The organism is Paenibacillus sp. RC334 (genome assembly GCF_030034735.1).
Taxonomy (GTDB): domain Bacteria; phylum Bacillota; class Bacilli; order Paenibacillales; family Paenibacillaceae; genus Paenibacillus; species Paenibacillus terrae_A.
This window is the reverse complement of record NZ_CP125370.1, coordinates 765967-788407: the sequence shown is the minus strand read 5'-3', so window position 1 is coordinate 788407 and position 22441 is coordinate 765967. Positions and strand designations below refer to the sequence as shown.

The following is a 22441-nucleotide window of genomic DNA, read 5'->3' as shown; positions in this document are numbered from 1 at the left end:
ACTCCAATATCGGAGGATTTTACGTATGAAAAATGAGAATAAAAGCTGTCCACTCACTCACGTATCCTCTTGCCTGCGGGATAATGTGAATCATATCCAAAGCTCGATTGGAAACAGCGGGGATTTGATTGTCAAAGAGCTACTGTGGATGCAGAAATGGCCAGCAGCCGTGTTTTATATTGATGGTCTGATTAACACTCAATTGCTGCATGATTCTGTACTGCGCTCATTTATGCGGATGGAAATTCATCATGTTCCGGAAGGTGCTGAACCGTTCGATTATTTAAAGGATCAGGTGTTGATCGCAGGGCATTCAGGCACTTTGGATGAAATGGATGCGTTATTCAACCGGATGCTATCCGGCGGAATTATCATTTTGCTGGAGGGTTACGCGAAAAGCATTTGGATTGATGCCGTTGGTTGGGAGGATCGCAACGTCAGCGAGCCCCAATCCCAGACGGTTGTACGCGGACCGATGGAGGGTTTCACTGAGAATCTGCGTACCAATACAGCTCTGGTTCGCAAGCGAATCCGCGACCCGCGTCTTTGGATGGAAACAAGGCAGATCGGAAAAGTCACGCATACCAACGTGGCCGTGATGTTTATCAAAGGAGTCGCGGACGAAGGCGTCATTCAGGAGTTGAGAGAACGCCTGGACCGAATTGATATTGACGGGATTATGGAAGGTGGCTACATCGAGGAGGAAATTCAAGACGCCACCTTTACCCCCTTCCCTACGATATACAACAGTGAACGCCCGGATGCGGTAGCAGCCAGTTTGCTGGAGGGAAAAGTGGCCATACTAGTGGACGGGACTCCGTTTGTACTTCTTATTCCTGCGTTGTTTATCCAATTTTTCCAGTCGGCCGAGGATTATTATCAACGCGCGGATATCAGTACTTTGTTGAGAATGCTGCGATTTTTGGCTTTTTTCATCGCTCTGCTGGCACCAGCCTTCTATATAGCGATATCTACCTTTCACCAAGAAATGCTTCCTACAAATCTGCTGATCAGTTTGGCAGCGCAACGGGAGGGTGTTCCGTTTCCAGCCTTTGTGGAAGCGATGCTGATGGAAATTACCTATGAAATTTTGCGTGAGGCCGGGGTGCGTATTCCAAAGACGGTCGGACAAGCGGTATCCATTGTAGGTACGCTGGTCATTGGGCAAGCTGCTGTGGATGCAGGCGTCGTGTCGGCCGCCATGGTTATTATCGTATCCATCACCGCGATCTCCAGCTATGTCATCCCTGAAAATGGGCTGTCCATTGCGGTACGGATTATCCGGTTTGCCCTCATGATGCTGGCCGCCGCCTTCGGATTTCTGGGTATATTAATGGGCTTGATGGCCCTGCTGCTTCATCTGACCAGTCTAAGATCTTTTGGAGTGTCTTACATGAGCCCGTTCGGCCCTTATGTGCAAAGTGATATGAAGGATACGATCTTTCGCTTGCCTTGGCCATGGATGACTACACGTCCGAATACGAATCAAGTTCAGAATACGACCCGGCAAATACACCAGAAAAAGCGGGTGGGTAAGAAAAAATAATTGGGAAGTGACCATACATGAAAGGTGTAACCAGCATGATTCTCATACTCAGTCTACTTGCTTCCCTTCTGACCGGCTGCTGGGATCGCAAAGAGCTTAACGAGATCGGAATTACCGTAGGACTGGGTGTGGATAAGGACGGCGATCAAATTCGTGTGTCGGCACAGGTGGTTGTACCTTCGGAGGTGGCCTCCAAATCAAGATCCAGTAAAGGATCTCCTGCGGTAACTACCTATGTTGCAACAGCGCCTACTCTGTATGAGGCTATCCAAAAAATGACGGAAATCAGTCCGCGAATCATCTACTTATCTCATATCCGTATGCTGGTATTTGGCGAGGAATTCGCCAGACAGGGCATCGCCGATGTTGTGGAATCCCTGATGAGAGAGCCTTTTGCCAGAACTGACTTTTATATCTGTATTGCGAAAGGTACGTCTGCCTCCAAAATGCTTCAGGTAACTACGACATTGGAGAAAATTCCGGCGAACAAAATGTTTGCTTCCATGGATGTATTAACTAAAACCTGGGCTCCTGTCAGCAAAGTGACTATAGATCAGCTGATGGAGGATCTCGTCAGTTCCGAAATACATGCTGCTCTACCTGCCCTCGAAGCTAAAGGAGATTTACCCAAGAGTGTGGAGGAAGGTATGGACAATGTCAGAACGATTGAACCCATAGCAGATCTGGCTTTTTCCAGCTTAGGCGTATTTAAAAAAGACCGGTTGATCGGCTGGCTTGATGAAGACGATAGCAAAGGATACAACTATATCCGGGATAGCGTGGATACAACAACAGGACATACGGACTGCCCGGAAGGCGGTAAAATCGCTCTGCTGGCTTTGAGCAGTCACACGAAGACTAAAGTGTTAATGCACAATGGTGAGCCTATAATCCAGATATCCGTAGAGAACAAAAGTACGATTAGAGAGAATAGCTGTAAAAAAATGGAGATTAAAAGTCTGGAGGATATTAAAGAAATCGAGATGGAGAGTAATGCCAAATTGATCGAGATTATGAAGCATTCCGTAGAAACTGTACGTCGTAACTTCAAAGTAGACATTTTTGGGTTTGGGCAATTAATTCATCAAACCGACCCCAAGGCCTGGAAAGTACTGAAAAAAGATTGGGACCACACATTTATGAATTTACAGATTGAATATAAGGCGAATACGGAAATTAAGAAAATGGGAGCTATTTTCCAGTCCTTTCAAAAGAAAATGAAGGAGTAAGCCAAATAACGGTTCGAGGCTTCATAGCATCCCAAAACGAGTACGATTACGGAAGGAGTATCCCTATGAAGGCCCTCATTGCGGTTTTGTGCATTGCTCTACTGATTGCAATCAAGGACTTGCCCGGCTTATACCGCAAGCATCGCTTTAAGGACATGGTTGTATACATCGTGATGCTCGCATTCGGGGCGTGGTTCAGCACGATCGCTGCTCAGGCAAAGGAAACATCGAGCCCACTAATCTTGATTGAGATTATATATAAGCCGGTAAATAACCTGTTTTCACATCTATTCAATTTGTAAATAAAGGGGGCCGCCAGCGTTGGAAAAAGGCCGTATTAGTGTTGGGCAAGTAACGGTTCTCATTATTTTTTGCACAATGGGTGATATGATACTGATCATCCCCAGCATCTGCACCCATATCGCTAAACAGGATGCATGGATCAGTACCCTGCTGAGTATACCGGCAGGTATGGCGCTTGTATGGCTTTTGCTGCGTGTACATGAGCTGTATCCCAGCCTTACTTTGATTGAAGCTATAAGGAAAATTATAGGGAAATGGTTGGCTCCTGTCGTCTCGATATGGTATCTTTTCTATTTTTTGATGTCCGATGCCATATATATTAGGGAATTTGGTGACTTTTATACTACACAGACTTATGTGCTAACCCCGTTAAGGATATTAATGCTGCTGGCAATACTCATGCTGGTCTTCGCTTTTTTTACCGGAATTGAAGCCCTTGCCCGTGCCAGCGAGCTATGCTTGCCTTTCTTTGTAATCGTGACTATTACTGTAGTGGCTTGCCTTATTCCCGAGATTGATTTTTCTAAAGTAAAGCCAATTATGGAAAAGGGGGTTCTTCCTACTATTCATGGTACGCTTCTTGGGGTTAGTTATCCATTTGGAGAATTAGTCGTATTTCTCATGCTTTTTCCCTATGTGAAGCATTCAGCACATTTTAAAAGAAGCATCCTTTTAGGAAGCCTTATAGGCGGAATTCTGCTCAGTCTGTTTGTAATCATGTCTCTGTTTGTTCTCGGCCCTTTTCTAACTGAATCTAGCGTGTATCCTTCGTATATACTCACTGCCAAAATAAACGTGTTCAATTTTTTCCAACGTATGGAGGCCTTTATAGCAGCTATATGGGGATTATCGCTCTTTTTTAAGAGCTTCCTTTATTTTTACGCGTTCATATTGGGGACAGCACAGACATTTCGTCTAAAAGATTACCGCCCTCTCAGCATGCCTGCGGCAATGCTCATTTACGGCTTGAGCATGATGGTTGCACCCAATATCATCTACTATTTTGATACCCTTGTCCCCTTCTGGGTAGATTGGGATTTGACCAACTCGGTCATCATTCCCTTGAGCTTGTGGGGCATTTACACAATCAGGCAGAAAAGAAAACAATCACAATGAGGGTTATACAACATCCTGAGGTAAAAAAGTTGGAGATTACATAGCAAAAACACCCTCTGGGACTGAAATACAACCAGCGTCCCCAAGGGTGTAAGAATGTTTATGATTTACGCCTGCTCCCGAATGTACTCCAGCGCAGCATCGATATGCCCTTTGACTCTCAAACCACGCCATTCATGAATTAAAATACCGTTCTCATCGATAAGGAATGTGGAGCGAACGATGCCCATGTACTGCTTGCCGTACATCTGCTTTTGCTGCCACACGCCGTAAGCTTCCGCCACTTCATGCTCCTCATCCGCCAAAAGCTGAAAAGGCAGCCCATACTTTGCAATAAACTTGTCGTGTCGCTTGAGTGGATCTGGGCTTACTCCCAGAATAACGGTGTTCAAACCCTCGAACTCCCCGTGTTTATCCCGAAAATCACACGCCTGTGTCGAGCAACTGGAAGTCAAATCCTTCGGATAGAAATATAGTAAAACCCTTTTGCCTCTAAAATCAGACAACTTGACGTTTTTCCCTTCACTTCCCGACAATTCAAAGTCCGGCGCGGGTTGTCCAATAGCGGTAGAAGTCGTGGACATCTCATCATCTCCTATCTTGTGGGGTTCTCATGTGATCCGACCTAAGAACCTGCACCTCTGTAACGCCGAATGCCAAAATTCCATGCCAGTAAGCCCAAGGTTAGAAATACAGCTCCCATGACCGGAGTCAAAAGCGCCATATGCTGCATATCCTCCCGATGAAGGAACAGGGATGCCGGATATACGCCAACAAAAGCAAACGGCAGAATCCAGGTCAGCACGACTTGAATCGCACGGTTATAAATCGTCACCGGATAGCGTCCATAGCTCTGCATATTGTACATGAGTGGAATAATTCCTGTTGGCGCGTCCGAAAAGAACGAAATAGAAGTCAATATGGTATAGATTCCCGTATAAATCGCTACGGCACTTAGGCTCATGATGATTAGAGCCGGGATGAACCACCACGCCATATACAAGTCCATTTGCGCCCCGCTGATTCCCATAATAACCAGACCAATCGCCGATCCGACCAACGCGGGCGGGTCCACGTTTTCAAGGAAAATCTGGAACAGATTATGCGCAGGACGGGTCATAACCCGATCCAGCTCTCCTTTTACAATATAGCGCTCGCTAAAGTTCCACAAATTGACGAAGCAGCTGAATAGTCCATAAGGCACCATGAAAAAGCCATAGACGAATACGACTTCACTTTCGCTCCAGCCGCCCAAACTGTCGGTGTGCATAAAAATGACCAAAATAAAAATAAGATTGGAGGCCTGAAATAGCAGGTCCGAAACGACCTCCACCCAAAAATCAGCGCGGTAGGTTAGCCGCGATTTCATGTAATTCTTCAAATATTCGCTAATGAGTCCCAAATAGTACATCATCGGCCTACCCTCCTTGCACGAACAGACGTCTGCGCGCCAGTCGCCAAATGATGATCATCGGCACGAGCAGAACGACCAGCCAAATGATTTGGATCCCCAGCACATTCCAAATACCAACGCCTTTTACTCGTCCGGTAAATACGGAGCCGGGCAAATACGTAATCGCCTGAAATGGCAGCCACTGGGCGAAGGTCGCCAGCCAGCCCGGAAACAGGCTGATGGGCAGAATCAGGCCCGAGAACAGGTCCACTACCACCCGCTTCATTCGCATCATACCCTCGTTATTTTCAACAAAAAAGGCCGTCAGCCCCGTAATAATATTGATTTGGGTATTGATTAGAAAGCTGAAAAACAGCATCACAAGGAAACTGATCCATGCTACAGGGTCCGTCGGCAACGTCACTGGAAACAGCAGCATCGCAATCGCCATGCCCGGGATCATAAACAGCAGGAAACGGAACATCCCCTCGCCAAGCCCCTGCATGACTTTGACTAGCACATAGTTATACGGCCGGATCATCTGGATGGCAATGCTGCCATCACGAATCTCCGTCGAAATTTCACGGTCCAGATTGTTGAAATAAAAGGCCCTCGCCATCCACGATACCGCTACATAGGTCGTCATTTGGGCTGCGGTAAAGCCACCGATGCTGCCCGCATCTCCATAAATCGCTTTATACGTGAAATAATATACACCAATATTCATGGAATAAATTAATATGCCCGTATAATAGTTCACACGATAAGCGAGCATGGTGAGAAACCGGATACGAATAAAATCGGTATATACGCTAAGCATGGACTTTGGCCTCCACTGCCGGAAGCACGGGATTGCCCTTGCGTTCCGCCGAGCCGGATTGATAGATGCTACGCACAATATCATCGGTGTTCGTTTCAATGATTTTGATATCCGTAATGTCCGTACGCCCGACTACGCTGGCCAAGACATCCGATACGTTAATATGAAGCGGAATCCACACCTTGGCAGCCAAATCATTATCCGCCGTCCAAGCCAGCGGCATGTCCGCTGTCCACGCTTGTAATTGCTCAAGCCGGGTGGGCACGCCGAACTGAAACTGTACTTCCCGTCCTGTACCCCAACGTGCTTTCAAATCCTCCAGACCACCGTCATAGATGATGTTCCCGTCATCCAGCATTATGACGCGCGAGCACAGCGCTTCAATATCCTGCAAATCATGGGTCGTCAGCAAAATCGTCGTCCCGTAATCCCGGTTCATGTCCTTCAGGAACTCACGGATTTCAGACTTCACCATAATATCGAGTCCAATGGTCGGTTCATCCAGAAAAACGATGGACGGATTGTGCAGCAACGCGGCCACCAATTCACAGCGCATCCGCTGACCAAGACTAAGTTTGCGCACCGGACGGCTTAGCAGGTCCTGTAATTGGAGCCGCTCTACCAGCTCATCCAGCCTGCGTTTGAAGTCTATAGCCGGAACCTGATATACTTTGCGCAGCAGCTGAAAGGACTCAATCACGCCGATATCCCACCATAGCTGGCTGCGCTGTCCAAAAACAACGCCGATATTACTTACGAATTTCTCGCGTTCCTCGTAAGGAACATAGCCGCCCACTTTGAGATGTCCCGAGGTCGGCACGAGAATGCCAGTCAGCATCTTGATCGTGGTAGACTTTCCAGCTCCGTTTTCACCAATATAGCCACATATTTCTCCCTGAGGAATACCAAAGGAAATATCTTTGACCGCGGCCACCTCGTTGTATTCGCGGGCGAATAAATCAAGGAAGGCTCCTTTCAGGCCTTCGCGGTTTTTTTGCACTTTAAATGTTTTGCGCAGATCCTGCACATCAATTGCCAGCATGTCATACCTCACATTCAGGATTTTGAAAAATCCATAGTTAAATTGATTGTGCTCCAAAAAGAAATTATAATGTAATGAATTGAAAAGCGAAAGGGAGAGCATTCATGACAAGCAGAACCAAAAGGACGATATGGTCGGTTCTAGCCGTGATTATCGTCGCGATTGTCGGCTTTGCCGTGTATTATTTTTCATCCATTTATAATCAACTGGACAATCTGCATAAAGAGGGTGCAAACTCCCCATTCAAAAATGTAAAGCAGGTCGATCAGGTGCGCACACCAGACCCGCCCAAGTGGGAAGGTACGGATCCGGTCAACATTTTGCTGATGGGTGTCGATGGTCGTGGTATCCAAAAAGGGGAAGTCCCCCGTTCGGACAGCATGATGGTCGTATCGCTGGACCCCGTCAAGAAAAAGATTCACCTCTTCTCTATTTTGCGTGATACGTACGTGGATATTCCCGGCTACAATAAAAATCGGATTAACACCGCCATTACTCACGGCCCCAACACGGCCATGAAGGCGGCTGGTGACCTGCTGGGCATTCCGGTGCAATACTATGTGTATACCGATTTTCAAGGATTTATAAAGCTGGTGGACGCCGTGGGCGGCATTGATCTTGAAGTGGAGAAGGATATGCACTATACAAGCAATGCGGATAAGCATGAATACGATATTGACTTGAAAAAGGGCATGCAGCATCTGGGCGGCAAAGAGGCGCTTCAATACGTGCGGTTTCGCCACGACGCCATGTCGGACTTCTCCCGGTCGGGACGTCAGCGTGCATTTTTGGAGGCTATAGCACAGAAAATGCAGAGCACGACCTCCATTGCCAATTTGCCGAGCATTTTGCAGCAGGTAAACCCGTTTATTGATACGAATCTTAGTGTCAACGATATGTGGAGGCTGGCAAACGTCGGCTACCAAAGCAACTTTGCTGGCAGCGAGCAGGTTCCGCCGATGAAGCTGCTCGGGGAAGAAAATGTAGGCGGCGCGCAGGTTCTTACCGTCCGCGATCCGGAAGAATTGAAAAAGTACGTGCAGGATATATTCAACAATCCTCCTGTACAGACACAGGAACAAAATAAGGATAAAAACAAAACAAAGCAACCGGACAGTGCATCATCGTCCAAGACAGATAAGGCTTCTTTCACGGGTGGCAGCAAAACCAGCAGTGATGCTGCTGCCACACAATCGTCAACAAAGACAGGACAAAAAGAGCTATAATGATGTATGCAGGGGGCAGCCATGAACGCTGCCCTTTGGCGTGTGTATATCCTATTTTAATGAACGGAAAGGAAGTTTTGGATGATGAAACGGGAAACCTCCGAAGCATTATATAAAGAAGCACTGGAGCATATTGTTGGGGGAGTAAACAGTCCTTCACGCTCTTTCAAGGCTGTGGGCGGCGGTGCTCCGGTATTTATGAAACGCGCCAAAGGTGCTCATTTCTGGGACGAGGATGATAATCGGTACATTGATTATTTAGCGGCTTACGGCCCTATTATTACTGGACATGCCCACCCTCATATTACCAAGGCCATTAGTGAGGCGGCGGCGAACGGGGTATTGTACGGAACCTCAACGGTATTGGAAATCAAGCTCGCCAAGATGCTAAAGGAAGCCATTCCTTCCATGGACAAGGTCCGGTTTGTGAATTCCGGCACAGAAGCGGTCATGACGACGATCCGTGTTGCACGGGCCTATACGAAGCGAAACAAGATCATCAAATTTGCAGGCTGCTACCACGGTCACTCGGATCTGGTACTCGTAGCCGCAGGCTCTGGCCCGTCCACGCTGGGCATACCGGACAGCGCAGGAATTACGACCAACATTGCGAGCGAGGTGATTACCGTGCCTTTCAATGATCTGGACGCGTTGCGCCAAGCCTTGGAGCGTTGGAGCGACGATGTGGCAGCAGTCATGGTCGAGCCGATTGTCGGCAATTTCGGCATGGTAATGCCGCAGCCCGGTTTTCTGGAAGGGCTATGCTCAATGGCACGGGCGAACGGTTCACTCGTTATCTATGACGAGGTCATTACTGCGTTCCGCTTCCACTACGGCTCCACCCAAACGTACGCCGGGTTGGACAATCATGATGCGATTCAGCCGGATTTGACCGCGCTGGGTAAAATCATGGGCGGGGGCCTGCCGATCGGTGCCTACGGTGGCAGCAAGCATGTGATGGAGCAGGTTGCTCCACTCGGCCCGGCTTATCAGGCGGGCACCATGGCGGGCAACCCGGCTTCCATCTCGTCAGGCATTGCATGCCTTGAAGTCCTTCAAGGCGAAGGCGTGTATGAAGAGATGGAACGTCTCGCTGTGAGACTGACGGATGGTATCGCTTCCTCAGCCGCACGCCATGACGTGCCGTTGACGATTAACCGCATCCGTGGAGCATTCTCGACGCATTTCTGTGATCATCCGATCACGAACTACGATGAGGCGCAGGATACAGACGGCGAAGCGTTCGCTTCCTTCTTCCGTCATATGCTGGATCGCGGTATTCATCTGGCCCCATCGAAGTATGAAGCATGGTTCCTCACAACGGCACACACAGATGAAGACGTGGATGCTACGCTGGAAGCGGCGGACGATTCTTTCCGTGCGATGGCGCAGGGCAAGTAAGCAGATCGGTACGACATGATGGAATCTTGATAGGATAAGGGCCGGAAGCAGCTTTAAGGACTGGGATATCCCACCTTTGAGACTGCCTTCCGGCTTTTTTAATTTGCCAACTGTACCCGTACAGTTGTACGTTTTATGGATTGTATTAAATGACACCATCCGGGTATATTGGGAGGAGCAACATGTTGAAATCATTCAGCGCAGGCTAATTAAAAAAAATGCCTGAGCCATTCATTACGGAGGTTTATCATGCACAGTCGTTCCAAAACTGGAGCCGCCTATTTGGCTGCTCTCAGCTATGCCGCTATACTCGGTTTTTCATTTTTGTTTGTGAAGCTGACGGTCACGGAAGCCAGCCCGCTGGATGTAATCGCCCACCGCTTTGCTTTGTCTTTTATCGCTTTGACGGTTCCGGTAGTGTTGGGCTGGATCAAGATTAATATCACGCGGCGCGATATCCTGCGTATTTTACCGCTGGCGCTGCTCTCGCCTTTAGTGTATTTTCCACTGCAAGCCTTCGGACTGATGAGCACCTCTTCATCGGAAGGCGGCATTATTCAGGCAACCGTTCCCATCTTCACGCTGCTGCTGGCGTCCTATTTTATTAAAGAGCGGACTACGGTTGTCCAAAAGCTTTCCTTGCTGCTCTCTGTAGCAGGCGTTATTTTTATATTCGTGATGAAAAGCGGAGCGCCCATGGCCTCCAATAGCTTTGGTGGCATTCTTTTGCTCGTGCTCTCTGCTGTTTGCCTATCCGGCTATAACGTGCTGGCTCGTCCATTAACACAAAAATACAGTCCGATGGAGTTGACCTATGTTACTTCCATTTTGGGATGTTTCGTTTTTAACTTGGTGGCCCTGGGATATCATGCCATAGACGGCTCTATGAGCACTTATATCGCTCCCCTAGTAAAGCCTGATTACTGGCTGGCACTGGCTTATCTGAGCATTCTGTCTACCCTCGTCACCTCGCTGTTATCAAGCTTTGCCTTGAAGTGGATCGAAGCCTCGAAAATGAGTGTTATCGGTAATTTATCTACTCTCATTTCCATGATAGCAGGTGCTTATATTTTGAAGGAGCAGCTCGCATACTATCATATTGTCGGGGCAGTTATTATCATTATCGGGGTATTGGGCACCAATTTTGGAGGTCGGAGAAGCTTCGAGCCGCGAAAAGCGTCTGCTACAAAACCACTAAAAGTGGACTGAAAATGGATGTATATTTCACTTGTGGAATCTGTATAATTTTGATCGTTGACGCTTCTCTTGAACGATTTTGTCCTCGCAAAAAAGATATCCCCAGGCTGTCGTTTACTCCGGCTCGGGGATATCTTTTTTAGTTTATCTATTTCATTAGAATGATTCAAACCCATATTTCAGCCTTCAACCGGGTACGCCATGACACTCATTAGCGCCAGTTCCGGCTGTGTCGTGTCTAGTCTGCTATATTGTACAATCACCGGTACGTCGCTGGTGACCGTAATCGCATAGGGAATGCCTGCCGGAATCCGTTCGCCATCCCTCTCCAGCGAGGCCGTGCGGATATGGCGGGTTCGTCTGCCTTCTATCACCTCGACCAATCCTTCCAGCGGCTCACGGTCTTCAAAATAGATATCTATACTCAGCTTGGCCGCTAGAGTTCCACAGTTCAGCACACATATACTCTCATGACTAAGCAGCTCTCCCCGGCTTTTGGGTGGAATATATCCATCGGGAATCACCCAGAATAAGCTGCCCCGCGGCTGGTTTACTTTTTCCTGAGGAAGCTCAGTATTTCCCATGCTATCCGACTCCTTTCACATAAAATACTTGCGCATCCCTATGCTGTCCTCAAAAATAAATCGCTGGCAGTGAATCTGTCACAGTGTTTGATCCTGACGAGTCAGCCGCAAGCAACCTATCTTTCTACGCGAATGGATTCTCCTTGGTACGCAGCAGTTGAGCCAGAAAGGCGAGCGCCAGTCCCTGTCCCCAGCCCTGAATACGTTTGTATGGTACGTTGCGGTAGCCATCAATATCGTTCATTACGGCGGTTCCAGCGGATACACCCGTCACAGTGCCATCCTCCTTGATTCGGGAAAGGATACCGTCGATTGCCTTTTGCGTGTATTTGTTGAACAGTCGCCCCTGCATAAGCAAAGCCGTCGCAATGCCTGCAGAGCCTGAGGTTTCCAGATAGGAGGTTTCATCATTCAACACCGTATGCCACAGCCCTTCCGAGGATTGCAGCCGCACCAGCGCACTGAGCTGGTCACGCAGCGAACCGTCGATGATCATGTAGGATGGATGCTGCACCTCCACGAATTTCAGCGCTTTTGCCATTGTGAGTGCAGCCCACGAATTTCCCCGCGCCCAGTAAATACCTGACATCCGGCTTTGGTTCGCATGATCCCAGCCGTGATAATACAAATTCGTATCCGGGTCCTGCAAAAATTCCTCATGCCCGTGATATTGCCGGATACCATCCTCCCAATATTCTTTGTTACCCAGCAGATGACCGATGCGCAGCAAATAATAGCCTGCCATAAACATCGTATCCACCCACGCTTGCTGCGGAAATACGTCATGAAGTGAATTCACCGTATGCTGGAAAATGCCGTCGGCGAACCGCTCGGCTTTCTTCGCCAGAAATTCCGCCATTTCGGTGGCGATATCAAGGTACTTTTGCTCTCCTGTAGCCTGATACAGCGTCAGCAAGCAGTGTCCCACAGACACACCGTTCACCGAGAGCGGTGGAAGTCCATCTGCAATATTTTCATCGACCCATTCCTTTAATTTGGTCAAATACTCCTCGTTCCCTGTTGCTTCATAGGCTTCACACACACCGTAAAAAGCCACACCACCCGGCCAATCCCAGCTATAGTCCATTTGAAATGTGCGTTCTACCACCCGGTCGATCACCTGTTTAATTTGTTCCTCATCAAAAATCAATGCAGGCATTTCCTCGTCTCCCCCTTTGGTAATTTTCACGTTAACTTCCTCCTTGACACCTGTTCGAGAAAAACCCGTCCGTCTAACGTAAATACATGCGTAAGGGCTGTAAATCCAGCCCCTTCACAGCATCCGCCACCATATCTGCAATACAGACCGCGCCGTTCTCATGAAAATGTGTATTATCCTCCAAGCCACTGGAAAAGTTCATGTATTCACCAGGCAGCAGCCACATAAAAAGCTCTTTGCTTTCCTCAGGACCCAACCGCTCATATAACTCCTGCGTGCAGGCAGCCAAGTCAATCAGCGACACATCTGCTTCTTCCGCCAGCTCGCGAACCGCTGTCACATAGTCTCCATGCGTGTCGGATAACGTACCATCCCCGTTAAAATAGCAACGATGCACAGGCGTAACCAGCACTGGAGTAGCCCCACGGCTTCTGGCTCCGTCGATATAGAGGCGCAGGTGCTCCTTGTAGGTCGTAAAAGGATCAGTAGCCCGTTCCGGGTCCGACTTCTGATCATTATGGCCGAACTGGATGAACAGGAAGTCTCCTGCTTTCATTTCAGTCAAAATAACGTCCAGCCGTCCTTCGTCCACGAAGCTTTTGGAGCTTCTTCCCGATACGGCGTGATTATCCACGCAGACATCATGCTTGAACAGGGCTGGCAAAGCCTGGCCCCAGCCTGTATACGGATAGCCGGACGCGTCCTGATCCGTAACCGTGGAATCTCCGGCAAGGAACAGCCGGAGGGTCTGTGGCGCTGGCGCAATCTCCAGCGCATTGAGCCGCGGCGCGGTGCCAGATACGGCGAGGCGCAGCTTGCCGCCCCTGACGAGCACCGCAAACCGGGCCTCTGTGAACTGGCCCGGCAGCGTGTGTAATGGGGGCAGCACATGCTTGCCCTCGCCGGCTTTGAGCCGCGTGAGCGTCTCCGCGAGCGGATCGCCGAGCAGCACGGTGACGAGATACATCCCGTCCTCCGATACATCAGCGACAAACGCAGTCCCCAGCGGGATGCAAAAGCGGCTTCGCAGCCGTGCGAGCGTATCCTTGGGTGCGGTTACGCCGGATAATCGCCTTTCCCGACCATACACATGATCCACGTCCTCAAACCCGTAGCCCTGCTCAGCAGTATACGAGCAATCCGGGGGTACTCCTGTGTAGCCATCCGCAGGCTCGCCCGGACCAAAATCAAACTTCCACATTCCACTCACCTCTCCGCTATAACCCTTAACCCCACTTTATCCCTTCAAGCCGCTTGAGCTCATTCCTTGGACAATTTGCTTCTGGAAGGCGAAGAATACAGCGATAACCGGAACCAGGCTCAAAATGGACATCGCGAACATCCCACCCCAGTTGGAAGCCGATTCGCTATCAAGGAACATTTTAAGTGCCATAGATACGGTATATTTCTCCGGCGAATTCAGATACAGTACCGGACCCAGAAGATCCTCCCACTTCCAGTAGAAAGAGAAGATGGCCGCCGTAGCCAGCGAGGATTTGAGCAATGGCAAAATAATTCGGAAATACAGCCGGAATTTACCGCATCCGTCAATCGTCGCTGCTTCATCCAGCTCTATCGGAATCGTTCGGATAAACTGGACCATCAGGAAGATGAAGAACGGCATCCCGAAAAACGATGGCACGACCAGTGGCAAAATCGTATTGACCCAGCCGAGCTTGGTGAAAATAATGTATTGCGGTACCAGTACCACATCCCCTGGCAGCATAAGCGTCATCATCATCAGGGCAAACCAAAAGTTACGCCCCTTGAATTTCATACGTGCGAAGCCAAATGCGATTAATGAGGAGGAGAGCACCGCTCCTATCGTTGCAATCAAGACAATCGTGAACGAATTCAAGATGTACGTACCGAAGTTGTATCCACTTGTGCCCTTCCAGCCTGTCACATAGTTTTGCCAAATCCATTCTGTAGGGAACAAGGAACCTGCCGTGACGAATATCGTCCGACTCTCCTTGAACGAGCTGAACAGCATCCAGAATACGGGATACAGCATCAAGAGCGCCAGCGCAGCGACCAGAATGTGATAGATTGGCCATTTGAACGTTTTCCATGCCATCGGTATCAGCGCCCCTTTTCCGTTTCATAGAATACCCAGTATTTGGAGGTTATAAATAAAATTGCTGTCAGTATCGCGATCATAATGAGCATGACCCAAGCCATAGCCGCCGCATATCCCATGTTGCTAAACATAAACGCCTGTCGGAACAAATACAGCGAATGCAACATCGTTCCATCCATCGGACCGCCCTCGCCCTTGGAAATAACGTAGGCCGGAACAAAGGTCATAAAGGCGCTGATCGTCTGCATAATCAGGTTAAATAAAATAATCGGACTGAGCAGAGGCAGCGTAATACTGAAGAATTTTCGCACTGGCGAAGCGCCGTCCACGCTGGACGCCTCGTACATTTCAACCGAGATATTCTTCAAGCCGGCCAGAAAAATAAGCATGGAGGAGCCGAATTGCCATACGGACAAGGTGATCAGCATCGCAAGCGAAGCATTCGGATCACCAAACCATTTCACCGGAGTTGCCCCCAAGGCCAAAAGCAAGCTGTTTACAATGCCTTCATTGCTGAAAATGTTGCGCCACATGATGGACACCGCAACGCTGCCCCCGATAATGGACGGCAGATAGTACATTGTCCGATAGGTCCCGACCATACGCGATTTGGTATTCAAAATCATAGCCACAAACAGTGCGAAAATCAGTCGTAGCGGAACACCGACCAATACATACGTAAACGTAACCCTAATCGAATTCCAATATTTCGGGTCGGCTGTGAACATTTTTTCAAAGTTCCCCAGACCAATCCATTTGGGCGGGGTGAACAGGTTGTAGGATGTAAAGGACAGATACAACGAAATAAACATCGGAATTAATGTAAATGCCAGAAAGCCCACAATAAACGGGCTGATAAACGCATATCCGGTCATATTGGCTCTCAAGCTCTGATGATTTCGCAAGCTCATCAAGCCTCCCTTCTGTTGCATTTTGTTGATTAGCCAAACTTTTTATATTCATAATTCGTTGTTACATGTATTTCATCATGATATATAGAAGCAGCTTCTGCGGTTTGTTCGTCGTATTAACCGTGCGCAATCATGCTATCACTACGCACGGTTAACTTAACGAAACCGACCTTCGCCCCTATGTCAAAACGGTGTCAGACGCCTAAGGAATCCATTACGCTAATTACTGCTTGTTATTCGCAAGGATGGTATTCGCATCAGCCCGGAATTTAACCGCTGCATCCTCTGCCGTCATCTGCCCGAAATTGACCTGCTCAATATAATCGGTCAGGGTCGCAATCACTTCCGGTGATCCAACGGGCGGCGGTGGACTCATTGGAGAAGCCTTCGGCTCCATGGAAGCCACAAAATCAAACACCTGCTTCGTTGGCTCGCTCAGCTCTGCCGCTACAGCTTCCTTGATTTTGGCGGAAATCGGTACGCCCCGCTCACCTTTAATCAATTTATTCGCTTCTACATCATTCATCCAGAAATCAATAAACTTAGCGGCTTCATCCTTCACCTGTGAATGGGAAGCGACCGCCCAGTACATCGTAGGCTGCATGTATATACCTTTTTCCATATTCGGTCCAAACATTGGAGCCAACGCCATCGGGCGGTTAACAACCTGCTGTAAGCCTACATACTGATTGGACCATTGCCAAACGCCGATGCCCTTTTCTTTTACAATATCGGATTCTTCAATAATCCCCTTGGTCTGGTTCATGACTTCAGGAGACGGGGTTGCCTCCTTCTTAATCAGATCAGCCATACTGCTGAAGAAATCGACAAACAGCTTATCGTCGTCATACCCCAATCCTGTTCCTTCCGCATTGTAGAGAGACTTTCCATGTGTACGCAAATAGTAGTGGAAGAAAATATCGGCAACCATGGAGCTGTCAAAGTGTACTTTATTGGATGCTGCCTTCAAAGCCAGTTCTTTGTATTGATCCCATGTCCAGTTGTCAGGAATTTTGTCTATACCCGCCTTTTTGAGCAACGCCGGATCATACTGGAAGCCCAGCACATTGACACCTGTTGGAATACCATATTGCTTTCCGGCAATTACGCCGGTTTTGAGTACATTTTCGGTCACATCAGCAACCTGAATTTTTTGATTCAAGTAAGGCGCTAGATCCTCCAGTTGACCGTTTTTCGCATATTGGCTAATGTACGAAATGTCCATTTGTACGATATCCGGCAGCTGGTTTGCCGCAGCCTGCGGGGCGAGCTTCTTCCAATAGTCATCAAAAGAGGCATACTCCACATCAATCGTCACATTTGGATTTTTCTGCTTATACAGGTCAACGACCTTCTGCGTATATTCATGACGCGTATCCGATCCCCACCAAGCGATCCGCAACTTTACCTTCCCGTCTGCACTTGTGCCCGAATTGCCACCGCTGTTCGCTCCGCTGCATGCCGTCGTCAGCACGAGCAGCATAGCCATGACCAGAAACCATCCCTTTTTGCCCACTTATCTCTCCCCTTTTCGCTGTTCTAGAAAGGAGCCGTGTTACAAGTGACAACGTATTTACGCAAAATTGATAGCGTTTACATTTGCTCCTGTTGTTATTTTCCCAAAAGCAGAGAAGCATTGGAATACACAAATCAGATTTCCTGGGTTTAAAAAACAGAGGGGCTCCAGCGCTCATCCCCGTTCGTGTGACTTGATGTACTCTGATGGCGTCATACCCGCCCATTTTTTGAACACCTGGCTAAAATATTGGGCGTTCCCTCCGAAGCCGAACCATTCCGCCAGCTCAAACACCTTTACATCTCCCGTCTCCCGAATATGCTCAGCCGCACGTTCGATCCGATAGCGATTAACGTAATGTGAAAAGTTTTCACCCGTTACCTTTTTGAAAATTTTCCCCAGGTAGTCGGAATTCATGTACAGCATTTGCCCGGCCACTGCGTTCAGGGACAAATCGGATTTTCGATAGTTTTGCTCAATAATGGTGATCATTTTATCAACCGTGGAGGATTGACGGCTCACATTGCTCTTATAGTAGATTGCCGTCATTCGTCCGGCGGCCTCCTGCACAAAGGATTTGAGACAAGCAAGCGTTTTTTGCTCTGCCAGCACGGCCATTCGGCTCGTAAACTCGGAGCGCTCCTCTTCAGGGCATATACGGATCATGGCGGCATACAGCTGAAGCACATAGGAACGGGTCACCGAAATTTCCAGCTTCATACGGGACAGAATGCCAAACAGTCGATCCACTTCCTGTACAACCTCCTCCGTATTTCCAGCCTTGATCAGCAGACCAAACTTTTCCTCGTCCAGCTCCAAATCGGCCATCTCCCGTGGGTCCTCGGTCGCCAAATCTTCCTTCGTAATCAGACTGCCCTCCCCGGTATAGAAACGGTGATTCATACAATGCAGTGTCTCCCGGTACATCCCCCTCGAGTGCTCCATACTGTCAGACTCGCTAACCGCAACCGTTACCTCCAGCTTGTAAAAACGGCGAAACGTTGCACGTACCGCGTCAAGCTGCTCCATCAGCCTGGACGTATCGCCCCCGCTTTCCAGCACGATGAGCAGTTGGCCTTGCATGGTCGTTCCAAGCAGGACATCATCCATTAAATCCGCTGCAATATTTTGCAGCGCAAACAGATGCTCCGGCTCATGGGATTCCTCGACTCGCAGCAGTAGCATTCGAACCTGCTTATCTTGCAGCTCCAGACCGAATAACCGCTCATAAAAAGCGATATCCCGACTGCCGTAAGTTTTATAGGAAATAAACTCCTTCAAAAAATGCTCCTTCACATGCGGCAGCATACGCTGAAAATCAAGCTTCATCCGGTTCACAAACTGCTTGCGTTCCTCCTGTTCCTCCCGCTCCTGCCCCAACTCGGTCAACGCCTCATGGATTTGTCGCTCATTGCAGGGCTTTAATAAATAGTGCTTCACCCCGTATTGCATGGCCCGACAAGCATAGTCGAAATCTTTATAGCCGGACAACAGAATGAAACGAACATCCGGAAAATGCTCCGTCGTTTTGGCAACCAGGCCGATGCCATCCAATCCAGGCATAGAGATGTCGCTGATCACAAAATCAGGCGGACTGGCCTGAATCTGATCGTAGGCCTCAATCCCATTGCGTGCTGTACCCACCAGCTTTGTCCCTGCTTTGCTCCAATCTACCACCTGTGATATTCCTTCCAAAATCATACGCTCATCATCAACCAGCAGCACCTTGTACATGACCCTGTTCCCCTTTCACATATGGAATACAGACATGAATCGACGTTCCTGTTCCTGACTCACTGTGCAGTTCTATCCCCCATGGAGTACCAAATGTCAGGCTAATCCGTTCCTGAATATTGGTAAGGCCGATGCCCTGTCCACGGGTCGTGACCTGCCCGCTTCGCAGTTTTTCCAGAAAATCCTGCGTCATGCCCGGCCCGTCATCCTCCACCCGCAGGAAAAGCGCACCTTCCCTCACCCTGACAACAATAGAAATCCGACATGGCTCAATTTGCAGCTCCAGCGCATAATGAATTGCATTCTCCACCAAGGGCTGAAGCGTCAGCTTCGGAATCTGCGCATCCATCAGCTCCTCTGGCACATCCAGATGGAAAACAAGACGTTCATCGAAGCGTGTTTTTTGGATCGTTACATAACTTCGCACAATGTCCAACTCTTTCCGAAGTGGAATGAGCTGTTCCTCAAAACTGACCGCACTGCGCAACAGAAATGCAAGCGCCTCTACCATTTCTGAGATACGGTCCTGCTTATTCGCCTTGGCGAGCCAGTTCACAGACTCCAGCGTGTTATACAAAAAATGTGGATTAATTTGAGCCTGAAGCGCCTTTAATTCCGTCTCCCGTAGCAATAGCTGCTTCGCAACATTCTCATTAATCAGCTCACGGATACGGCGGATCATCTTCTTATAAGTCCGGTGCAGCAAGCCCACCTCATCCTGTGTGGAAAGCGGAACTGCGCCGAGTGCTTCCTCCTCCAGACGGTCGAGATCTCCTTTTTCAATTTTACGCATGTTCTGGATTAGTTGAACGATCGGCTTTGTAATACTGCCAGATAATCGGGCTCCCAGTGCCAATGCGATCAGAAGCATAATGACAAAAATAGCGCTTACAATTTCCTTGATTATAGTAATACTGCGAAACATATCATCAAAGGGGGTCATATGCAAATATGTCCAGCCCGTATAAGAGGATTTGATCTGGGCTGCGAAAAAGGTCCCGCCTGTGTAGGTCGCAATTCCGTAAGGCTGCTTCCGCGCAAGCTCGGCCTGCATATCACTCTCACTCAAAGGCGGTGTTTCGGGATAAATCATCTGCTTGCCATCTGTAATCATCAGTTGTCCGTCACGACCGGAGGTCTGCACACGATCCGCTACAATTCGGTCAATCCGCACACGAATCGCGAGCGTTCCGAGCCCATTTAACGTAAAATTGGTATCTGTAAAGGATTTGAATTGCCGCGCTGCCAGTAAGGAGGAGTGACCTGCCGCGTACCATGCGTTGGAACCGTCATATTCGGCTGCCAGCTCCGACAGGGTGGATCGAAGCTCTGAGGGAATACCCTCACGGTTGCCCGCACTCATGACCTGCCCCTCTTTGTCGATCACCATCATAGAATAGATATAGGTTTCAGAGCCTGCGAAGGCGACAAGCCTATTCGTTATTTTTTTACGCAGCACCATTTTGGTATACGGCGAGGTTTCTCTTTCCAATTGTAGCAAATAACGCTGAAGCTGTTCGTCTGTTGTCACCTTGAAAGTAACTTTTTCAACATCCTTCAGCTCATTTTCAATGCCGATTGAAGAAATGTTGAGTACTTCGGATGTCTTTTTATACATTTGATTATCATAAATATGAAATACGTATTTAAGTATGACTGCAACAACCGCAAAATTAACCAGCATGAGCACCGTAATCAGCAGTACCATTTTATGATGGATTCCGGCATTTTTGAAAGCGCTTTTAAAATAAGTGATCAGTGGATGTCGCCTCCTTCGCTCGTCCTGCGCGTTCCAGCATGGAATGGAGATTGCACGATAAAGCTGTACATCATACAAAATACCCCATGCCTTGGTCATTCGGCAAGAGGTATTTGTGTTCGCTCAGCGTTTGTCGGTTGGTTCCGATTTGTCCGCCTTGCTCATATATTCATCGTAACGGTCATCCAGTTCCCGTGCCATGCTGCGGTATTTACGCGTCTCTTCGACAATAGGGTCGATATGGGTTTGAATCCGCACCTCATATTTAGGAGTGAGCCGTTCGCGTTTTTTGGCCTCATTCTCACGAATTTCGCCTTCCGTCAGCAATTCACTGAGCTCGCGCTCCAAATCCTCGGATTGGCCCATCATCCTTCCTCCTTCAGGTATAAGCGATATAGGTGTATTATAACCCGGTTGCGTCTGCTTCTTTCAGTACTTGAATGAGTTGAGAATGAATAGCCGTATTAGTCGCTGCAATATGTCGCACACTAAGGTCATAAGGCCTGCCCAGCGTATCTGTGATCGTTCCTCCCGATTCCTGTACCAGCAAAGCGCCCGCTGCTACATCCCAGGCATTCAAACCGATTTCACAATAGGCTGACAGCCGTCCCGATGCCACATAAGCCAGATGCAGGGCTGCCGAGCCGAGTGCCCGAATGCCTCGTACCTGCGGTGTAAGTGCCTGTGCAATCTTCATATTCAGCGGCTGTGCAAAAGTGCGGTCCGGCGGGAAGCCGATGCACACCAGACTGTCTCCCAGTGTTTCTTCTCTGGATGCCCTCATCAGATTGCCATGTACATACGCGCCTTTACCTTTTTCAGCCACAAACATTTCGTCGCGGGACGGATCATAAATGACACCAACAATCACCTCTCCACAGTGGGCCAAAGCGATAGATACACTGTAGTACGGCAGGCTGTGTACAAAATTGGTTGTACCGTCTACTGGATCAATAATCCACAAATATTCCTCTTCACGAGCAGCCTCCAATGCACGGGCCGAAGCCTCGGCACCCGGCTCTACCCCCTCTTCGCCCAAAATGGCATGGTCGGGAAAATGCGTGAGAATCAGTCTGCGGATCATCTGCTCCGCACCTTTATCCACTTCGGTCACAAGGTCCGTCGGGGACTGCTTGGTGCTTAACTGCTCGACGGTCCCCAGTCTGCTTTTGATCCATTCCCCTGCTTTGGATGCCGCGTTAATGGCCACGGCGGTATAGCTTTTTCCTGATACAATATAGGGAACCTTTTCGTTTTCATGTTCATTCAACGTGTTCACTCTACTTTCTATATCATTGTTACGTGGTTTACGAAGCTGCATTACAGCACAGTCCTCTTAACCATCTCTGTTAAAGTACAATTTACTAGTTTACACAATCTAGTATACACAATATATTCCATAAAGTTTCTCTATTTGGGAACATT

General features: G+C 48.6%; 21 protein-coding genes. 7 read left to right on the top strand and 14 right to left on the bottom strand.

Going from position 1 to position 22441, the window contains the following annotated elements:
- Positions 1-25: 25 nt before the first annotated feature.
- The 4 genes from QMK20_RS03815 (at position 26) to QMK20_RS03800 (ending at position 4194) form a co-directional block, all read left to right on the top strand.
- Positions 26-1546 (top strand): spore germination protein, encoded by a 1521-nt coding sequence (locus QMK20_RS03815; protein ID WP_283654664.1) that lies wholly within the window; start codon positions 26-28, stop codon positions 1544-1546.
- 17 nt (positions 1547-1563) lie between these two features.
- Positions 1564-2775: a Ger(x)C family spore germination protein gene (locus QMK20_RS03810; protein WP_137061572.1), complete on the top strand. Its 1212-nt coding sequence runs from the start codon at positions 1564-1566 to the stop codon at positions 2773-2775.
- A 65-nt stretch (positions 2776-2840) separates the two neighbouring features.
- Positions 2841-3077, top strand: coding sequence for a hypothetical protein (locus QMK20_RS03805; RefSeq protein ID WP_283654663.1), 237 nt, complete (start codon positions 2841-2843; stop codon positions 3075-3077).
- A gap of 19 nt (positions 3078-3096) precedes the next feature.
- Positions 3097-4194 (top strand): GerAB/ArcD/ProY family transporter, encoded by a 1098-nt coding sequence (locus tag QMK20_RS03800; RefSeq protein WP_283654662.1) that lies wholly within the window; start codon positions 3097-3099, stop codon positions 4192-4194.
- Positions 4195-4301: 107 nt separating this feature from the next.
- Here QMK20_RS03800 and bcp read toward each other — a convergent pair whose 3' ends face one another.
- The 4 genes from bcp to QMK20_RS03780 are packed head-to-tail and all read right to left on the bottom strand — an operon-like array spanning position 4302 to position 7449.
- Positions 4302-4778 (bottom strand): thioredoxin-dependent thiol peroxidase, encoded by a 477-nt coding sequence (bcp, locus tag QMK20_RS03795; RefSeq protein ID WP_283654661.1) that lies wholly within the window; start codon positions 4776-4778, stop codon positions 4302-4304.
- A gap of 41 nt (positions 4779-4819) precedes the next feature.
- Positions 4820-5608 (bottom strand): ABC transporter permease, encoded by a 789-nt coding sequence (locus tag QMK20_RS03790; RefSeq protein ID WP_283654660.1) that lies wholly within the window; start codon positions 5606-5608, stop codon positions 4820-4822.
- Between the two features lie 4 nt (positions 5609-5612).
- Positions 5613-6407, bottom strand: coding sequence for an ABC transporter permease (locus QMK20_RS03785; protein WP_283654659.1), 795 nt, complete (start codon positions 6405-6407; stop codon positions 5613-5615).
- Positions 6400-7449 (bottom strand): ABC transporter ATP-binding protein, encoded by a 1050-nt coding sequence (locus QMK20_RS03780; RefSeq protein WP_283654658.1) that lies wholly within the window; start codon positions 7447-7449, stop codon positions 6400-6402. The genes QMK20_RS03785 and QMK20_RS03780 overlap by 8 nt, the downstream gene beginning before the upstream one ends.
- A 104-nt stretch (positions 7450-7553) precedes the next feature.
- Between QMK20_RS03780 and QMK20_RS03775 the strand changes: the two genes are divergently transcribed.
- The 3 genes from QMK20_RS03775 to QMK20_RS03765 all read left to right on the top strand — a co-directional run bounded on the left by QMK20_RS03775 (position 7554) and on the right by QMK20_RS03765 (position 11285).
- Complete coding sequence (locus tag QMK20_RS03775; protein WP_283654657.1) at positions 7554-8675, top strand: LCP family protein; 1122 nt, start codon at positions 7554-7556, stop codon at positions 8673-8675.
- Positions 8676-8759: 84 nt separating this feature from the next.
- On the top strand, positions 8760-10076 hold the full coding sequence (locus tag QMK20_RS03770; RefSeq protein ID WP_283656190.1) for a glutamate-1-semialdehyde 2,1-aminomutase: 1317 nt from the start codon (positions 8760-8762) through the stop codon (positions 10074-10076).
- 249 nt (positions 10077-10325) lie between these two features.
- Positions 10326-11285 (top strand): DMT family transporter, encoded by a 960-nt coding sequence (locus tag QMK20_RS03765; protein WP_283654656.1) that lies wholly within the window; start codon positions 10326-10328, stop codon positions 11283-11285.
- Between the two features lie 167 nt (positions 11286-11452).
- Here the strand turns inward: QMK20_RS03765 and QMK20_RS03760 are convergent, their stop codons facing one another.
- The 10 genes from QMK20_RS03760 to QMK20_RS03715 form a co-directional block, all read right to left on the bottom strand.
- A complete protein-coding gene (locus QMK20_RS03760; protein WP_283654655.1) occupies positions 11453-11857 on the bottom strand; it encodes a sensory rhodopsin transducer in 405 nt (134 codons plus the stop codon).
- Between the two features lie 124 nt (positions 11858-11981).
- The gene (locus QMK20_RS03755) at positions 11982-13016 is read right to left on the bottom strand and encodes a glycoside hydrolase family 88/105 protein (RefSeq protein ID WP_283656189.1); all 1035 of its coding nucleotides are present in this window, start codon (positions 13014-13016) and stop codon (positions 11982-11984) included.
- A gap of 73 nt (positions 13017-13089) precedes the next feature.
- Positions 13090-14217 (bottom strand): rhamnogalacturonan acetylesterase, encoded by a 1128-nt coding sequence (locus QMK20_RS03750; RefSeq protein WP_283654654.1) that lies wholly within the window; start codon positions 14215-14217, stop codon positions 13090-13092.
- A gap of 36 nt (positions 14218-14253) precedes the next feature.
- Complete coding sequence (locus tag QMK20_RS03745; RefSeq protein WP_044646097.1) at positions 14254-15093, bottom strand: carbohydrate ABC transporter permease; 840 nt, start codon at positions 15091-15093, stop codon at positions 14254-14256.
- Between the two features lie 5 nt (positions 15094-15098).
- Positions 15099-16007: a carbohydrate ABC transporter permease gene (locus tag QMK20_RS03740; RefSeq protein ID WP_283654653.1), complete on the bottom strand. Its 909-nt coding sequence runs from the start codon at positions 16005-16007 to the stop codon at positions 15099-15101.
- Between the two features lie 223 nt (positions 16008-16230).
- The gene (locus QMK20_RS03735) at positions 16231-17523 is read right to left on the bottom strand and encodes an ABC transporter substrate-binding protein (protein WP_283654652.1); all 1293 of its coding nucleotides are present in this window, start codon (positions 17521-17523) and stop codon (positions 16231-16233) included.
- A 174-nt stretch (positions 17524-17697) separates the two neighbouring features.
- Positions 17698-19257 carry a response regulator transcription factor gene (locus tag QMK20_RS03730; protein WP_283654651.1) on the bottom strand — a complete coding sequence of 520 codons (1560 nt, stop codon included), beginning with the start codon at positions 19255-19257 and terminating at the stop codon, positions 17698-17700.
- Positions 19235-20965: a sensor histidine kinase gene (locus QMK20_RS03725; protein ID WP_283656188.1), complete on the bottom strand. Its 1731-nt coding sequence runs from the start codon at positions 20963-20965 to the stop codon at positions 19235-19237. Before QMK20_RS03725 ends, QMK20_RS03730 begins: the two co-directional genes overlap by 23 nt.
- 174 nt (positions 20966-21139) lie before the next feature.
- Positions 21140-21382, bottom strand: coding sequence for a hypothetical protein (locus tag QMK20_RS03720; RefSeq protein ID WP_044646105.1), 243 nt, complete (start codon positions 21380-21382; stop codon positions 21140-21142).
- 37 nt (positions 21383-21419) lie between these two features.
- Positions 21420-22337 (bottom strand): inositol monophosphatase family protein, encoded by a 918-nt coding sequence (locus tag QMK20_RS03715; RefSeq protein ID WP_283654650.1) that lies wholly within the window; start codon positions 22335-22337, stop codon positions 21420-21422.
- Positions 22338-22441: the final 104 nt, after the last annotated feature.

Coding starts and splice junctions, on each gene's coding strand:
- QMK20_RS03780 (WP_283654658.1), bottom strand. CDS start 7,449: ATGCTGGCAATTGATGTGCAGGATCTGCGCAAAACATTTAAAGTGCAA.
- QMK20_RS03750 (WP_283654654.1), bottom strand. CDS start 14,217: ATGTGGAAGTTTGATTTTGGTCCGGGCGAGCCTGCGGATGGCTACACA.
- QMK20_RS03785 (WP_283654659.1), bottom strand. CDS start 6,407: ATGCTTAGCGTATATACCGATTTTATTCGTATCCGGTTTCTCACCATG.
- QMK20_RS03810 (WP_137061572.1), top strand. CDS start 1,564: ATGAAAGGTGTAACCAGCATGATTCTCATACTCAGTCTACTTGCTTCC.
- QMK20_RS03790 (WP_283654660.1), bottom strand. CDS start 5,608: ATGATGTACTATTTGGGACTCATTAGCGAATATTTGAAGAATTACATG.
- QMK20_RS03815 (WP_283654664.1), top strand. CDS start 26: ATGAAAAATGAGAATAAAAGCTGTCCACTCACTCACGTATCCTCTTGC.
- QMK20_RS03720 (WP_044646105.1), bottom strand. CDS start 21,382: ATGGGCCAATCCGAGGATTTGGAGCGCGAGCTCAGTGAATTGCTGACG.
- QMK20_RS03730 (WP_283654651.1), bottom strand. CDS start 19,257: ATGTACAAGGTGCTGCTGGTTGATGATGAGCGTATGATTTTGGAAGGA.
- QMK20_RS03805 (WP_283654663.1), top strand. CDS start 2,841: ATGAAGGCCCTCATTGCGGTTTTGTGCATTGCTCTACTGATTGCAATC.
- QMK20_RS03765 (WP_283654656.1), top strand. CDS start 10,326: ATGCACAGTCGTTCCAAAACTGGAGCCGCCTATTTGGCTGCTCTCAGC.
- QMK20_RS03745 (WP_044646097.1), bottom strand. CDS start 15,093: ATGGCATGGAAAACGTTCAAATGGCCAATCTATCACATTCTGGTCGCT.
- QMK20_RS03740 (WP_283654653.1), bottom strand. CDS start 16,007: ATGAGCTTGCGAAATCATCAGAGCTTGAGAGCCAATATGACCGGATAT.
- QMK20_RS03725 (WP_283656188.1), bottom strand. CDS start 20,965: ATGGTACTGCTGATTACGGTGCTCATGCTGGTTAATTTTGCGGTTGTT.
- QMK20_RS03775 (WP_283654657.1), top strand. CDS start 7,554: ATGACAAGCAGAACCAAAAGGACGATATGGTCGGTTCTAGCCGTGATT.
- QMK20_RS03755 (WP_283656189.1), bottom strand. CDS start 13,016: ATGCCTGCATTGATTTTTGATGAGGAACAAATTAAACAGGTGATCGAC.
- QMK20_RS03760 (WP_283654655.1), bottom strand. CDS start 11,857: ATGGGAAATACTGAGCTTCCTCAGGAAAAAGTAAACCAGCCGCGGGGC.
- QMK20_RS03770 (WP_283656190.1), top strand. CDS start 8,760: ATGAAACGGGAAACCTCCGAAGCATTATATAAAGAAGCACTGGAGCAT.
- bcp (WP_283654661.1), bottom strand. CDS start 4,778: ATGTCCACGACTTCTACCGCTATTGGACAACCCGCGCCGGACTTTGAA.
- QMK20_RS03715 (WP_283654650.1), bottom strand. CDS start 22,337: ATGCAGCTTCGTAAACCACGTAACAATGATATAGAAAGTAGAGTGAAC.